The sequence below is a fragment of the Orlajensenia leifsoniae genome (assembly GCF_004570845.1).
Classification (GTDB): domain Bacteria; phylum Actinomycetota; class Actinomycetes; order Actinomycetales; family Microbacteriaceae; genus Orlajensenia; species Orlajensenia leifsoniae.
On record NZ_SPQZ01000003.1, the window covers coordinates 418,512 to 431,746 of the forward strand.

A 13,235-nucleotide genomic window follows, 5' to 3' on the forward strand; every position below is an offset into this window, starting at 1 on the left:
AATGGCAGCCAACTCGAACGACTTCAGCGTGCCGACTGTGCAGCTGCTCGCGCCGGATGGAACCTTCGCCCCGAACGAGGCGGCCGAGGAGTTCGTGCCGTACTTCGAACGTCTGACCGACGCCGACCACGAGCGCTTCTACCGCGAGATGGTGGTCATCCGCCGCTTCGATCGCGAGGCGGCGAACCTGCAGCGCCAGGGCCAGCTCGCCCTCTGGGTTCCGAGCCACGGCCAGGAGGCCGCCCAGGTGGGGTCGGCGTTCGCAACACGCCCGCAGGACCACATCTTCCCGTCCTACCGCGAGCACGTCGTGGGCAAGATGCGGGGCCTCGACGTCGTCGACGTACTGCGGATGCTCAAGGGACTCACCCTCGGAGGCTGGGTTCCCGAGGAGAACGGCAACTTCCACCTCTACACGCTCGTGCTCGCATCCCAGACGCTGCATGCCACCGGCTACGCGATGGGCATGCAGTTCGACGGCGCCACGGCGACGGGCGACCCCGAGCGGGACGAGGCCGTGATCGTCTACTTCGGAGATGGCGCTTCATCGCAGGGTGACGCCAGCGAGGCGCTGGTCTTCGCCGCGAGCTACCAGACCCCGCAGGTGTTCTTCCTGCAGAACAACGGCTGGGCCATCTCGGTGCCGGCGAGCCGCCAGTCGCGCACGCCGTTCGCGCTGCGCGGCCACGGCTTCGGCATGCGGTCGAACCGCATCGACGGCAACGACGTGTTCGCGAGCTACGCCGTCACCGCCAAGCACCTCGACGACGCCAGGGCCGGCCGCGGCCCCGCGCTCATCGAGGCGATGACCTACCGCGTCGGCGCCCACACGACGGCCGACGACCCCACCAAGTACAGGCTCGACGCCGACCTCGCCGACTGGGTCGCGAAGGACCCGATCGTGCGCCTGAAGGCCTACCTCGAGAATCGCGGCGTCGCGCAGTCCTTCCTCGACGACGTCGAGCAGGAGGCGGCCGACTTCGCCTCCGACGCGCGGAAGAGGGCGCTCGAGGTCGTGGCCCCCGACCAGGACGTCATCTTCGACAACGTCTACGCCGAGGCGAACGCGACACTCGTCGAGGAGCGTGCGTGGTTCGAGGCGTACGAGGCATCCTTCGAGGAGGCGCAGTCGTGATGTCTGAATTCGCCGGTTCGATCGAAGACAACACCGAGGCATCCTTCGAGGAGGCGCAGTCATGACAGACACCGACACCAGGCCCGCGGCATCCGTGACCGAATCCGGCGCCCGTCGCACCGGAACGGAGAACCTCCCCCTCGGCAAGGCCATCAACGCCGGCCTCCGCCAGGCGATGCTCGACGACCCCAAGGTTCTCCTCATGGGCGAGGACATCGGTCCCCTCGGCGGAGTCTTCCGGGTGACGGAGGGCCTGATCCAGGAGTTCGGCGACAAGCGCGTGCTCGACACCCCTCTCGCGGAGTCGGGCATCGTGGGAACGGCCATCGGGCTCGCCATGCGCGGCTACAGGCCGGTCATCGAGATCCAGTTCGACGGCTTCATCTTCCCGGCGTTCGACCAGATCACCACCCAGCTGGCGCGCATGCGCAACCGGCACGAGGGCGGCGTGACCATGCCCGTCGTCATCAGGGTGCCCTACGGCGGACACATCGGCTCGATCGAGCACCACCAGGAGAGCCCGGAGGCGTACTTCGCGCACACCCCCGGACTGCGCGTGGTCAGCCCGTCGACGCCGAACGACGCCTACTGGATGATCCAGCAGGCCATTCGCAGCGACGACCCCGTGCTGTTCTTCGAGCCGAAGAGCCGCTACTGGCCCAAGGGCGCAGTCGACTTCGACAGCGAGCCCACTCCCCTGCATGCCACCCGCGTCGTGCGCCAGGGATCCGACGTCACCGTCGTCGGTCACGGGGCTATGGTCACCACGCTGCTCGAGGCGGCCGACATCGCCGCCGAGGAGGGCACGAGCCTCGAGGTCATCGACATCCGTTCGATCTCGCCGCTCGACTACGGCCCCATCCTCTCCTCGGTCGAGAAGACCGGGCGCCTCATCGTCGCGCAGGAGGCCTCGGGCTTCGTGAGCGTCGGGTCGGAGATCGCCGCCACGATCGCCGAGCGCGCCTTCTACCTGCTGCAGGCGCCGGTGCTGCGGGTGTCCAGCTACGACACCCCGTTCCCGCCCGCCGCGGTCGAGACGCAGTTCCTGCCGAGCCCCGACCGGGTGCTCGAGGCCGTCGACCGCGCGCTGGCGTACTGAGAGGCTGCACCTGATGAGCGACCTGACCTTCCGCCTACCGGACGTCGGTGAAGGACTGACCGAGGCCGAGATCGTGCAGTGGCGCGTCTCCCCCGGCGACACCGTGGCCGTGAACGACGTCCTCGTAGAGATCGAGACGGCGAAGTCGCTGGTGGAGCTTCCGTCGCCGTATGCCGGTGTCGTCGGAGCCCTGCTCGTCGACGAGGGCCAGACCGTCGACGTCGGCACGGCCATCATCACGGTGGGAACGGATGCCGCAGGCGGTGGCGCCGCTCCGTCCACTGTTCCTGACGTCGCTGCGCCTGACGCCGCTGCGACCGCTGCGACCGCTGCGACACCGGTCGATGCGGGGAGTGGCTACACGCTTCCTGCTGCAGCCTCGGAAACCTCGGCACCCAAGGCGGAGAAGCCCGAGCCCATGCTCGTCGGTCACGGCAGCTCAGCGGGGGGCGGCACGCGCCGCCGTCGCACCCGCACGGCTCCGACCCCGCACGAGCACCTGGCGCCCGCTCCCGTTCACCAGACGACTGCGACACCGCTGGAGCGTCCTCTGCACGCGGCATCCGTCGGCCCGGTGCTGGCGAAGCCGCCGATCCGCAAGCTCGCGAAGGACCTCGGAGTCGACCTCTCGATCGTCACGCCCACGGGTCCCGTCGGTGACGTGACCCGCGACGACGTCATCCGCGAGGCCAGCCAGGTGAGCGTGTTCCGCAACATCCAGACGCCGGAGTGGCCGGAGACCCGCGAGGAGCGCATCCCGGTCAAGGGCGTGCGCAAGATGATCGCCCAGACCATGGTGAAGAGCGCCTACAGCGCCCCGCACGTGAGCCTGTTCGTCGACGTCGATGCCACCCGCACCATGGAGTACGTGAAGCGGCTGAAGGCGGGCACCGACTACGCCGGCATCCGCATCTCCCCGTTGCTCGTGATGGCGAAGGCCATCATCTGGGCCGTGCGACGCAATCCCACGGTGAACGCGCAGTGGACCGACGACGAGATCATCGTCAAGCACTACGTCAACCTGGGCATCGCAGCGGCGACCCCGCGCGGACTCATCGTTCCCAACGTCAAGGACGCCCAGGCCATGAGCATGGTGCAGCTGGCCTCGGCGCTCGAGCAGCTCACCATCACGGCACGCGAGGGCAAGACGACTCCCGCGCAGATGGCCGGCGGCACCATCACGATCACCAACATCGGCGTCTTCGGCATGGACACGGGCACGCCCATCCTGAACTCCGACGAGGTCGGCATCGTGGCCCTCGGCACCATCAAGCCCAAGCCGTGGGTCGTCGACGGCGAGGTGCGGGTGCGCCAGGTCACCACGATCGGTGCATCCTTCGATCACCGCGTGGTCGACGGAGACGTCGCCAGCCGCTTCCTCGCCGACGTCGCGTCGATCATCGAGGAGCCGGCGCTGCTGCTGGAGTAGGTCGGGCGGGTCGGTTCGAGACGTGCTGCGCTACCGAATTGTTGCCGCGTGGCTGGAATTCGAGGCGCGCTGGCGAGAATCGGTAGCGCGGCCGAGCGGGGCGACCGCCGCGCGAACTCAGAACCGGACGTCGTAGACGACGGATGCCGCCGAGCGCGCGACCTCCGTCATGCCGGCCTTCTCCATGACGCGCTGCGACGCCACGTTCACCGGCGTCGTGTCGGCCCGTGCGACGCGGGCTCCCCACCCGGCGGCCAGCTGCACCGCGGCGATGACGGCCTCGGTCGCCAGGCCGGCGCCGCGAACGGTCGGGGACCAGCCCGTAGCCGAACTCGACCACGCCGGTTGCGGCATCCGGAGGCCCGAAGAACCCGAGGCCGCCGATCGCCTCGCCGGTCGCGCGCAGCTGCACGAAGTACGGGCCGAATGGTGCCGGGTCGCCGTGCTCGGCCACGATGCGCAGGTACAGGCGGGCGACGTCGAGTTCGTCGGCGAACGGGTAGCCCTCGGCCCAGTGGTCGTCGTCGGTCGGCGCGCCGGCGAGCATCCGCTCGGCGTGGCCCACGGTGTACGGCTCGAGCAGGAGGCGCGGGGTGCGGATGGACATCGTGCTCCAGCGTAGGTGCCGGTTGCGCGGCCCGCGGGCGCACTCCGCGACTGGAATCTCCGTGCGCGCCCGGAATCCGAGGCGCGGCGTTCAGAATCGATAGCGAGGGCGGATCGGCACGAGCAGGCGGCACGACGAAGCCCCGCCGATCCGAGGAACGACGGGGCTTCGGATGCTGCGGCGGAGGCTAGCTCGTCGCGAGGATGTCGATCACGAAGACGAGGGTCTCGCCCGCGAGCTCGGCCGTGTTGCTGTCGCTCTTCTCGCCGTAGCCGAGTGCCGGCGGGATGACGACGATGACCTGCGAGCCGACGGTCTGGCCCGCGATGGCCTGGGCGAAGCCGGGAACGACGCCGGAGAGGGCGAACGAGCTCGCACCGCGGCCCCAGCTCTGGTCGAAGATGGAGCCATCCGACCACTTGGTGCCCTGGTACTGCACGGTGACCGTGGCGTCCTCGGCGACGACGGCGCCGTCGCCCTTCTTGAGCACGCCGATCTTCAGCTCGGTGGGGGCGTCGCCCTCGGGCAACGTCACGGCGGGGGTGCCGTCCTTGGCGAGCTTCACCGTCGGGAGGCCCTCGGGTGCGGGCTGGTCGGCGCCCCACGCCTTGCTCGGCACGACGTCCTTCACGTCGACGACGACGACGAGGGAGTCATCGGCCGCGATCTTGAGGTCGGCGTTGCCCGTGGTGCCGAAGGCATCGGCCGGCGGGATGACCGAGACGACTCGCGAGCCCTCGGTGACGCATCCGATCGACTTGGCGAGACCGGCCATGAGCGAGTCGACGCTCGCGGTGAAGGTGGGGACCACTCCCCCGTCGTACCCGGCGGCGTCGATGCGCTCGCCGCTGGTGCCGTTGAACACGACGTAGGAGACGGAGGCGCTGCCACCGGCCTCGAGCTCGTCGCCATCGCCCTTGACGACCACCGTGCGCTCGGTCTCCGAGGACGTGAGGCCCTTGTCGAAGGTGGCGGTGGGCTCCGCAGCGAGGTCGGTCGAGACCTTCACGGCGTCGGATGCCTTGCCCGACGGAGTCGCGCAGACGTCGACGTCTGCGGCAGCAGCAGCTGTCGATGACGACGGGGTCGGCGAGTCGTTCGAGCACGCCGCGAGGGTGGCTACGAGCGCCACAGCGGCGAATGAGGCGAGAACGGGCGCAATGCGACGACGCATGAGTCACTTTCGATAGAGGGCGTGAGCAGCGACAGGCTATCGGGCGCAGCGGTGAGGCGGCTGGCAGGTGGCTGGCAGACCGCTATGGCCCTGTGCGGTGGCCCGGTGGGATGGGCGAGCGCTGGGTGGCAGATGGTTTTGACAATCATTATCAATAACAGCTACGGTCGGTAGGTGAAGAGACGCAGCAGAGTGACGGTGGCCATCGCGACGGCGATCGGAGCGACCCTGCTGCTCTCCGGCTGCATCGGCGACGACAACGGACTGGGCGGCGTCGGCGCGCAGCTCGGAACGCTCAAGGTCGTCGCCACGACCACCCAGGTGGCCGACTTCACCCGGGAGGTGGCGGGGGATGGGGCATCCGTCACCCAGCTCATCCAGCCGAACCAGAGCGCGCACAGCTACGACCCGTCGGCGGCCGACCTGATGGCACTGTCGAAGGCCGACATCCTCGTGCAGAACGGCGCCGGCCTCGAGGAGTGGCTCGACGACGCCGTCGAGGCGTCGGGCTTCAGCGGCGTCACCGTCGACGCGAGCACCGGCATCGAGCTCGACGAGACGGATGCCGACCACGATGACCACGCAGACGCCGATCACGCAGACGAGACCGACGAGGCCGAGGACCACGGTCACGACCACGCCGCGGGCAACCCGCACATCTGGACGGACCCGAAGAACGCGGAGCAGATGGTGGAGACCATCACGACGGCCCTCAGCACCTCGTACCCGGCGAAGGCGGCCGACTTCCGCGCCAACGCCGACGCCTACATCGCCAAGCTGACGGCCCTCGACGACTGGTCGCGCACCAACATCGACACCGTGCCCGAGGCCGAGCGCCTGTTCGTGAGCAACCACGATGCCTTCAGCTACTTCGTCGACGCCTACGACATCGAGTACGTGGGCAGCGTCATCCCGAGCTTCGACGACAGCGCAGAACCCAGCGCCGCCGAGATCGACGAGCTCGTCGCCGACATCAAGGCCACGGGAACGAAGGCCGTGTTCTCCGAGACATCGCTCTCGCCCAAGACGGCGAACACCATCGCCCAGGAGGCCGGCGTCGAGGTCTACTCCGGCGACGATGCCCTCTACGGTGACTCGCTGGGCCCGATGGGCAGCGACGGCGCCACCTACATCGCCGCACAGTTGCACAACGTGCGCATGCTGCTGCAGTCGTGGGGCGTGACACCCACCGCACTTCCGGCATCATTGCAGGAATGACCGACGTGACGGGTGGGGAGCAGGCGGCGATGGCCGGGGGAGTGACGGATGCGTCAGCTCCCGTGCTGTCGTTGCGCGATGCCGCGTTCTCCTACGGTGGGGCGCCGGCCATCCACGGCGTCAGCGTCGACGTGCACGCCGGCGAGGCCGTCGCCCTGATCGGCCCCAACGGCTCGGGCAAGTCGACCCTGCTGAAGGGCCTGCTCGGCCTGATCCCGGTGACGGCCGGTCGGTTCGAGGCGTTCGGAGCGGTGCGCAGCGGGCTGACCAGCAGGCAGGCGGATGCCGCAGCCCGCCTCTCACGGCGCGATATCGGCTACCTCCCGCAGAGCGACGAACTCGACCCCGAGTTCCCCATCACGCTCGAGCAGGTCGTGATGATGGGCCGCTACCGCGCGCTCGGCTTCTTCCGCTGGCCCGGACGCGCCGATCGCGCCGCCGTGACCGACGCTCTCGTCACCGTCGGGCTGTCGCACCGGGCGAAGGCCCGGTTCGGCGAGCTGTCGGGCGGACAGCAGCAGCGTGGCCTGCTCGCGCGGGCGCTCGCATCCGGACCCCGCCTCCTTCTCCTCGACGAGCCGTTCAACGGCCTCGACCAGGCCAACCGCGATGCCCTCGTCGAGACGTTGCGGCTCCTGAAGACGCGAGGCGTCGCCGTGATCGTCTCGACGCACGACCTCGAGCTCGCCCGCGACGTCTGCGACATCGTGCTGCTGCTGAACGCCGAGCAGGTGGCCTGCGGACGCACCGCCGACGTGCTCACCCTGCCCAACGTGCAGGCGGCCTTCGGAGAGGTGGGCGTCGAGGTCGACGAGCACACCCTCGTCGTTCCCGGCCACGAAGGTCACTGATGGGCGACATCCTCGTCTCCTGGTTCGTGGAGCCGTTCTCACTCCCGTTCATGGCCCGCGCCCTCGGCATGCTGCTGGCGCTCGCCGTCGTGGCGGGCGTCGTCGGCGTGATCGTGAACCTGCGCGGCCTCGAGTTCATCAGCGACGGCCTCACCCACGCCGTGTTCCCGGGCATCGCGATCGGTTTCGTCGCCGGCGGCCGTGACGGCCTGTTCGTCGGGGCCATCGTCACGGCTCTGGTCGCCGCCGTCGTGCTGACCCTGCTCACGCGCAGTGGGGTCGCCTCCGACGCCGCCATCGCGATCGTGCTCACGGGCTTCTTCTCCGTCGGCGTGCTGGTGGTCTCGCGCCAGACCGACTACGCCGGCCAGCTCGACGCCCTGCTGTTCGGTCGTCTCCTGACGGTGACGGATGCCGATCTCTGGCGAACCGTTGCCCTCTGCGCCGTCGCCCTCGTCGCCGTGGCGGCAACGCTGCCCGGGCAGCTGTACCGCGCCTTCGATGCGCGGGGGAGTGAGGCGTCGGGATTCCGCCCCCTGCTGAACGACCTCATCCTCACCTGCTCGATCGCGCTCGTGGTGGTCGCGGCGTCGAGTGCCGTCGGCAACCTGCTCGTGCTCGCCGTGCTCGTGGTGCCCGGCGCCGTCGGACGCCTGCTCACTCGCCGCCTCTGGCTGCTGTTCCCGCTGGGTGCAGCGGCGACGGCGCTCGCCGCCTGGGTCGGACTCGGCATCGGCTTCGGCGTCTCGGTCGACGACGGCATCAGCCTGCCGGCCGGAGCCACCGTCGTCATGACGCTCGTGTGCCTCTACGCCGTCGTGCTGCTCGGCCGGCTGGGCGTCGACCGGATGCGGGATGTGAGGGTCGTGAGGGGTGTGCGCGATTCGGGTGACGGCGTGGGCGACGGCGTGCGCGACAGCGACCTGGGCGGCATCCGCGGCTCGGCGGGGGTGAACGCCTGATGGGCTACTTCGAACTCGCCCTGATCGCCGCGGTGGTCATCGGCGCCGCCAGCGGCCTCGTCGGCACCATCGTCGTGCTGCGCAAGCGGGTCTTCTTCGCGCAGGCGCTCACCCACGCCACCTTCCCCGGTGCTGTGGCGGCCGCTCTGCTCGGCATCAGCATCCCGCTCGGCGCCGCCCTCGCGAGCATCGTGATCGTCGGGATCATGGCGCTCATCGGTCGCGTGCGCCGCCAGGGCACCCAGGTGGCTGCAGGCATCGTGCTCACCGCCGGATTCGCCCTCGGTGCCGTGCTTCAGGCGCTCCATCCCGGTGTCCCGATCGAGATCGAGTCGTTCCTCGTCGGCTCGATCCTCTCGGTGAGCACCTCGGACGTCGTCCTGGCGTCGGTCGTGCTGCTCGTCACCGTCCTGGCGCTGCTCGTCTTCGGCAAGGAGCTGGTGTTCCAGACCTTCGACCGGCGGGGCTTCGCCGCAGCCGGCTACCGCGAGTCGCCGATGGAACTGCTCGCCCTCGTGCTGATCACGGCCACCGTCGTCACCTCCATGCCCGCCGTCGGTGCCATCCTCGCCATCGCCCTGATCGCGGCACCGGCTGCCGCCGCCCGGGTCGTCGCCCCGTCGCCGCGCTGGATGTTCGTGATCGCGCCCGTCATCGGGGCGGCATCCGGAATCATCGGCGTCGTGCTCTCGCGGGTGGCCGACGTCGCCGCCGGACCCACCATCGCGCTCGTGGCGGCCGGCTTCTTCCTGCTCGCCCTGCTGGTGCGACGGATGCCGCGGATAGGCTGGAGAACCGGAGTGGAGGCAGCATGAAGCGCAATACCTGGCAGCGCGAGGCCGTGCGCGAGGCGCTGGACACCTCCGGCGGATTCATCAGCGCCCAGGGCCTGCACTCGGCCCTGCACGCCGGGGGATCTCCGATCGGACTCGCGACCGTCTACCGGGCCCTCTCCGACCTCGCCGATCAGGGCGAGGCCGACTCGCTGCAGTCGCCCGACGGTGAGAGCCTGTACCGCGCTTGCACGACGACGGGTCACCATCACCACCTCATCTGCCGCAATTGCGGGCTCACGGTGGAGATCGGTGCCGACGAGGTCGAGGCCTGGGCGAAGCGGGTGGCAGGGGAGCACGGCTTCACCGAGGCAGCCCACGTCGTCGACGTCTTCGGGCTGTGCGCGACCTGCTCCGCCACCGCTCGCTGAACCCAGAGGGATCAGCCGGGGCCGGACGAGCCGAAGCTCGCCCGACCCCTGCGTCACTCGTCGCTCGCGCGCTTCAGCGTTCCGATCTCCTTGCCGGATTCGTCCTTGACCGCCATCGAGTCGCCATCGATCGTGGCCGACGTTGCCATGCCGAGCCAGGCATCGACTCCGTCGCACGCCATCATCGTCGAGGCGAAGGCCCCGAACGTGACACCGTCATCCGCCGCCTTCCATGTTCCTGTCAGCTGATTGCAGCCGTCGGTACCGGCAACCGACCCGTCATCCTCGAGTGTGAGCTCCGGGGCATCGGTCTTGGTGGACTCCGCCCACGTGCCGACAGGATCCGTGCCACCTCCGCCGCTCGAGCCGTTGGCGCAGCCGCTCATGGCGACTCCGATCACGACAGCGAGGGCGATGAGCGCGCCGCGGCGGCGCGTCATGAACTTGGCGCTCACAGGCTCGCCTTCCCGGTCGCCGTCGGCCCGGCGTCGCCCGCAGCGGGCGGGTTGACAAGCACGTCGTCGAACGTGGCCTTCTCCTCGTCCGTGCGCTGGTCCCAGGCCGGCTTGCGCACGGCGTAGAAGATCAGCGGCGGTACGCCGAGCACGAGCACGATGGCGCCGACCAGAACCGGATAGGTCCAGCCGGGAGCGCCGTCGCCGAAGCCCTCGGGCGGGATGAATCCCAGGCAGAACGCCGCGAGGCACGCGATGAACCCGACGCTCGAGATGACCGTCATCGCCGGCACCCGGTAGGAGCGCACCACGTGAGGCTGCTTCGACCGCAGCCGGATGGCCGCGGCGAACATCATCATGTACATGATCAGGTAGAGCGCCGCAGCCATGTCGACGAGCAGGATGAACGCCGTGTTGATGTTCGGCACGAAGATGAACAGCGAGGCGAGCAACGTCACCACGATGCCCTGCACGGTCAGGATGCCGACCTGCACGCCGGCCTTGTTCCGGCGCTGCAGGAAGACGGGCAGGTACCCGCTGCGTGCCGCCGCCAGAAGGCCTCGCGACGGACCGGCGATCCAGGTCACGACCGACGCGAAGGCGCCGAGGGCGATGAGGAGCGACAGCACCGGCGTGAGCCACGAGACGCCGAAAGCATCGAAGTAGGCCTTGAACGCGAGGTTGATCCCCGTGGTGAGTCCGAGCTGGTCGGACGGCACGACGAGACCGATCGCGATCGTCGGCACGATGAAGATGCCGAGGATCAGGAACGACGCGATGAGGACCGTCTTCGGGTACTGCTTGCCCGGGCTCTTCAGGTCGTTCGCGTGCACGGCGTTCACCTCCATGCCCGCATAGGCGAGCACGTTCGACACGATCAGCACGATCGAGGCGATGCCGGTGAACGGCGGGATGACCGACGCCGCGGTCAGCGGGATCTGGCTCGGCTGCCCGCTCGCCACCCAGAAGATGCCGAAGATGATCAGCAGCAGTCCGGGGAAGATCGTGCCGGCGAGGCCGCTCCACGAGCCGACCTTGGCGAACAGGTTGCCGCCCTTCAACGTGATGAAGGTCGAGAACCAGTACAGCACCAGGATGATGATCGCCGTGTAGAGGCCGGAGTTCGCCAGGTTCGGGTCGAGGAACACGAAGGCGAGCGATGCGGCGATGAAGGCGATCTGCGTCGGGTACCAGACGACGTTCTGCACCCACTGCAGCCAGATCGCCTGGAAGCCCCACTTCTCCCCGAAGGCCTGCCGCACCCAGGTGAAGATGCCGCCCTTCCACCCTGTCGCGAGTTCAGCGGCGACGAGCGCCGTCGGAACGAGGAAGAAGATCGCCGGGATGATGAACAGCGTGATCGCGCCGAGGCCGAACCCCGCCATCGCGGGCAGGCTGCGGAGGGAGGCGACCGCGACGACGGTGAGGATCGCCAGTTGCATCAGTGACATGAACTTCTGAGAGCTGGCGCCCGGAGCCCCGATCGCCGGCTTGTGCGGAACCGTGTCGAACGGATGCGCCTTCACGTGGTCCGGCGACGGTGCGACCGTGCCGTCCGCACGCTTCGGCAGTTCCGACCCAGTGGTGCCCGTTCCGGGCTGCGTCGTGGTCATGATCCGCGCCTAGTGAGTGTACGAGGACACTTGGCCCTCGGTCGGCATGGGGGCCTCGAGGCGGTCGAGGTAGTCGACGGCCTCCCGGATGTCGAGCATGAGCGATTCCGCCAGGTTGCGGCTCAACCCGTTGCGCACGACGATGCGCTGCACGACGAGATCCGAGATGTCGTCGGGCATCGGATAAGCGGGGATGAGCCAGCCCTTCAGCCGCAGGCGCTCCGACAGGTGATAGAGATTCCACTTGTCAGTGTGGTCTTTCTTCAATTGCCACGCGAAGACCGGGATATCGGTGCCGTCGTTCCAGAGCTCGAAGGCGTCGATCTTCGCGATCTCGCTCGACAGGTAGACCGCGACGTCCTGCGACGCCTGCTGCACCTTGCGGTAGCCGTCCCAGCCGAGCCGGAGGAACAGGTAGTACTGCAGCAGCACCTGGGCACCGGGGCGGGAGAAGTTGAGCGCGAACGTCGGCATGTGACCGCCGAGGTAGGTGACGTCGAAGACGAGATCGCTCGGCAGGTCGTCGATGGTGCGCCAGACGACCCAGCCGAGGCCCGGGTAGACGAGGCCGTACTTGTGGGCCGACGTGCTGATCGAGACGACGCGCTCTACCCGGAAGTCCCACTCGAGGTCGGGCTGCAGGAAGGGCGCGATCATGCCGCCAGATGCGCCGTCGACGTGGATCTTCACGTCGAGCCCGGTGTCGGCCTGGATCTTGTCGAGTGCCTCGGCGATCTGCTTCACCGGCTCGTACATGCCCGTGTAGGTGACGCCCATGATCGCGACGACGCCGATCGTGTTTTCGTCGACGTACTTCTCGAGGTCGTGGCCGTCGAGGACCTTGTGCTCGTCGCTGATGGGCACGTACCGCGCCTCGACATCCCAGTAGTTGCAGAACTTCTCCCAGCAGACCTGCACGGCGCTCGAGAGGATGAGGTTCGGCTTCTCGGTCGACTTGCCTTCGGCGCGTCTGGCCTGCTGCCAGCGCCGCTTCAGCGCCAGGCCGCCGAGCATGCACGCCTCGGACGAGCCGATCGTCGAGGTGCCGATGGCCCCGTCTGCGCTGGGCGCATTCCACAGGCTGGCGATCATCTTCCAGCAGCGCGTCTCGATGGCGGCGGTCTGCGGGTACTCGTCCTTGTCGATCATGTTCTTGTCGGCGGACTCGGAGTAGAGCTTGGCGGCGTAGGGGTCCATCCAGGTGCCGACGAACGTCGCCAGGTTGAGGCGGGCGTTGCCGTCGAGCATGGCTTCGTCGTGCACGATCTGGTACGCGGTCTCGGGCAGGGATTCGGAGTCGGGAAGCTGATTGAGCGGGAAGTCCGTCGCCTCACCCTCCCTGGCGAAGATGGGGTTCAGTTGGTTGCGGCCGCTGATTCCGGTGAACGCGTGCGTCGAGTCATCGGGCTGCACCTTCGCGTCGGCACTTCCGCGGGCCGATGCGTTCGAATTGAGATCTTCCATTGCCTGTTCCCCCTAGGGATTGTC

At 68.6% G+C, this 13,235-nt stretch carries 13 protein-coding genes; 8 read left to right on the forward strand and 5 right to left on the reverse strand.

Annotated elements, in window-relative coordinates; all coding sequences use genetic code 11:
- Window position 1 precedes the first annotated feature (1 nt).
- The 3 genes from E4M00_RS09855 to E4M00_RS09865 all read left to right on the forward strand — a co-directional run bounded on the left by E4M00_RS09855 (window position 2) and on the right by E4M00_RS09865 (window position 3,663).
- Window positions 2-1,135, forward strand: coding sequence for a thiamine pyrophosphate-dependent enzyme (locus tag E4M00_RS09855; RefSeq protein WP_135120288.1), 1,134 nt, complete (start codon window positions 2-4; stop codon window positions 1,133-1,135).
- A 61-nt stretch (window positions 1,136-1,196) separates the two neighbouring features.
- Window positions 1,197-2,234 carry an alpha-ketoacid dehydrogenase subunit beta gene (locus E4M00_RS09860; protein WP_135120289.1) on the forward strand — a complete coding sequence of 346 codons (1,038 nt, stop codon included), beginning with the start codon at window positions 1,197-1,199 and terminating at the stop codon, window positions 2,232-2,234.
- Between the two features lie 13 nt (window positions 2,235-2,247).
- Entirely contained in the window at window positions 2,248-3,663 is a 1,416-nt protein-coding gene (locus tag E4M00_RS09865) for a dihydrolipoamide acetyltransferase family protein (RefSeq protein ID WP_135120290.1), read from the forward strand.
- A 117-nt stretch (window positions 3,664-3,780) separates the two neighbouring features.
- Here E4M00_RS09865 and E4M00_RS18250 read toward each other — a convergent pair whose 3' ends face one another.
- Both E4M00_RS18250 and E4M00_RS09875 read right to left on the reverse strand, forming a co-directional pair.
- Window positions 3,781-4,017: a GNAT family N-acetyltransferase gene (locus E4M00_RS18250; RefSeq protein ID WP_135120291.1), complete on the reverse strand. Its 237-nt coding sequence runs from the start codon at window positions 4,015-4,017 to the stop codon at window positions 3,781-3,783.
- Between the two features lie 440 nt (window positions 4,018-4,457).
- A complete protein-coding gene (locus E4M00_RS09875) occupies window positions 4,458-5,444 on the reverse strand; it encodes an FKBP-type peptidyl-prolyl cis-trans isomerase (RefSeq protein ID WP_135120292.1) in 987 nt (328 codons plus the stop codon).
- 174 nt (window positions 5,445-5,618) lie between these two features.
- Here E4M00_RS09875 and E4M00_RS09880 point away from each other — a divergent pair, with 174 nt between their 5' ends.
- From E4M00_RS09880 to E4M00_RS09900, 5 genes are read left to right on the forward strand one after another with little or no spacing between them, the layout of a single operon-like run.
- Window positions 5,619-6,662, forward strand: coding sequence for a metal ABC transporter substrate-binding protein (locus E4M00_RS09880; RefSeq protein WP_135120293.1), 1,044 nt, complete (start codon window positions 5,619-5,621; stop codon window positions 6,660-6,662).
- Window positions 6,659-7,513 (forward strand): metal ABC transporter ATP-binding protein, encoded by an 855-nt coding sequence (locus E4M00_RS09885; protein ID WP_240036992.1) that lies wholly within the window; start codon window positions 6,659-6,661, stop codon window positions 7,511-7,513. The genes E4M00_RS09880 and E4M00_RS09885 overlap by 4 nt, the downstream gene beginning before the upstream one ends.
- Entirely contained in the window at window positions 7,513-8,475 is a 963-nt protein-coding gene (locus tag E4M00_RS09890; RefSeq protein ID WP_135120294.1) for a metal ABC transporter permease, read from the forward strand. The genes E4M00_RS09885 and E4M00_RS09890 overlap by 1 nt, the downstream gene beginning before the upstream one ends.
- Window positions 8,475-9,290, forward strand: a complete 816-nt coding sequence (locus E4M00_RS09895; RefSeq protein WP_135120295.1) for a metal ABC transporter permease — start codon at window positions 8,475-8,477, stop codon at window positions 9,288-9,290. Before E4M00_RS09890 ends, E4M00_RS09895 begins: the two co-directional genes overlap by 1 nt.
- A complete protein-coding gene (locus tag E4M00_RS09900; RefSeq protein ID WP_135120296.1) occupies window positions 9,287-9,679 on the forward strand; it encodes a Fur family transcriptional regulator in 393 nt (130 codons plus the stop codon). The genes E4M00_RS09895 and E4M00_RS09900 overlap by 4 nt, the downstream gene beginning before the upstream one ends.
- Before the next feature lie 53 nt (window positions 9,680-9,732).
- On the opposite strand, the gene E4M00_RS09905 is transcribed toward E4M00_RS09900, so the two are convergent.
- Genes E4M00_RS09905 through gad form a run of 3 tightly spaced genes read right to left on the reverse strand, consistent with a single transcriptional unit; the run spans window position 9,733 to window position 13,211 of the window.
- Window positions 9,733-10,134 (reverse strand): META domain-containing protein, encoded by a 402-nt coding sequence (locus tag E4M00_RS09905; protein WP_240036995.1) that lies wholly within the window; start codon window positions 10,132-10,134, stop codon window positions 9,733-9,735.
- Window positions 10,131-11,747 carry a glutamate/gamma-aminobutyrate antiporter GadC gene (gadC, locus tag E4M00_RS09910; RefSeq protein WP_135120297.1) on the reverse strand — a complete coding sequence of 539 codons (1,617 nt, stop codon included), beginning with the start codon at window positions 11,745-11,747 and terminating at the stop codon, window positions 10,131-10,133. Before gadC ends, E4M00_RS09905 begins: the two co-directional genes overlap by 4 nt.
- A 9-nt stretch (window positions 11,748-11,756) precedes the next feature.
- Window positions 11,757-13,211, reverse strand: a complete 1,455-nt coding sequence (gad, locus tag E4M00_RS09915; protein ID WP_135120298.1) for a glutamate decarboxylase — start codon at window positions 13,209-13,211, stop codon at window positions 11,757-11,759.
- Between the last annotated feature and the right edge of the window lie 24 nt (window positions 13,212-13,235).

What these genes read in the sequence shown, in the direction of transcription:
- E4M00_RS09860 (WP_135120289.1), top strand. Translation starts at nt 1,197, where the DNA reads ATGACAGACACCGACACCAGGCCCGCGGCATCCGTGACCGAATCCGGC.
- E4M00_RS09900 (WP_135120296.1), top strand. Translation starts at nt 9,287, where the DNA reads ATGAAGCGCAATACCTGGCAGCGCGAGGCCGTGCGCGAGGCGCTGGAC.
- E4M00_RS09895 (WP_135120295.1), top strand. Translation starts at nt 8,475, where the DNA reads ATGGGCTACTTCGAACTCGCCCTGATCGCCGCGGTGGTCATCGGCGCC.
- E4M00_RS18250 (WP_135120291.1), bottom strand. Translation starts at nt 4,017, where the DNA reads ATGCCGCAACCGGCGTGGTCGAGTTCGGCTACGGGCTGGTCCCCGACC.
- E4M00_RS09885 (WP_240036992.1), top strand. Translation starts at nt 6,659, where the DNA reads ATGACCGACGTGACGGGTGGGGAGCAGGCGGCGATGGCCGGGGGAGTG.
- E4M00_RS09875 (WP_135120292.1), bottom strand. Translation starts at nt 5,444, where the DNA reads ATGCGTCGTCGCATTGCGCCCGTTCTCGCCTCATTCGCCGCTGTGGCG.
- E4M00_RS09890 (WP_135120294.1), top strand. Translation starts at nt 7,513, where the DNA reads ATGGGCGACATCCTCGTCTCCTGGTTCGTGGAGCCGTTCTCACTCCCG.
- gadC (WP_135120297.1), bottom strand. Translation starts at nt 11,747, where the DNA reads ATGACCACGACGCAGCCCGGAACGGGCACCACTGGGTCGGAACTGCCG.
- E4M00_RS09865 (WP_135120290.1), top strand. Translation starts at nt 2,248, where the DNA reads ATGAGCGACCTGACCTTCCGCCTACCGGACGTCGGTGAAGGACTGACC.
- gad (WP_135120298.1), bottom strand. Translation starts at nt 13,211, where the DNA reads ATGGAAGATCTCAATTCGAACGCATCGGCCCGCGGAAGTGCCGACGCG.
- E4M00_RS09855 (WP_135120288.1), top strand. Translation starts at nt 2, where the DNA reads ATGGCAGCCAACTCGAACGACTTCAGCGTGCCGACTGTGCAGCTGCTC.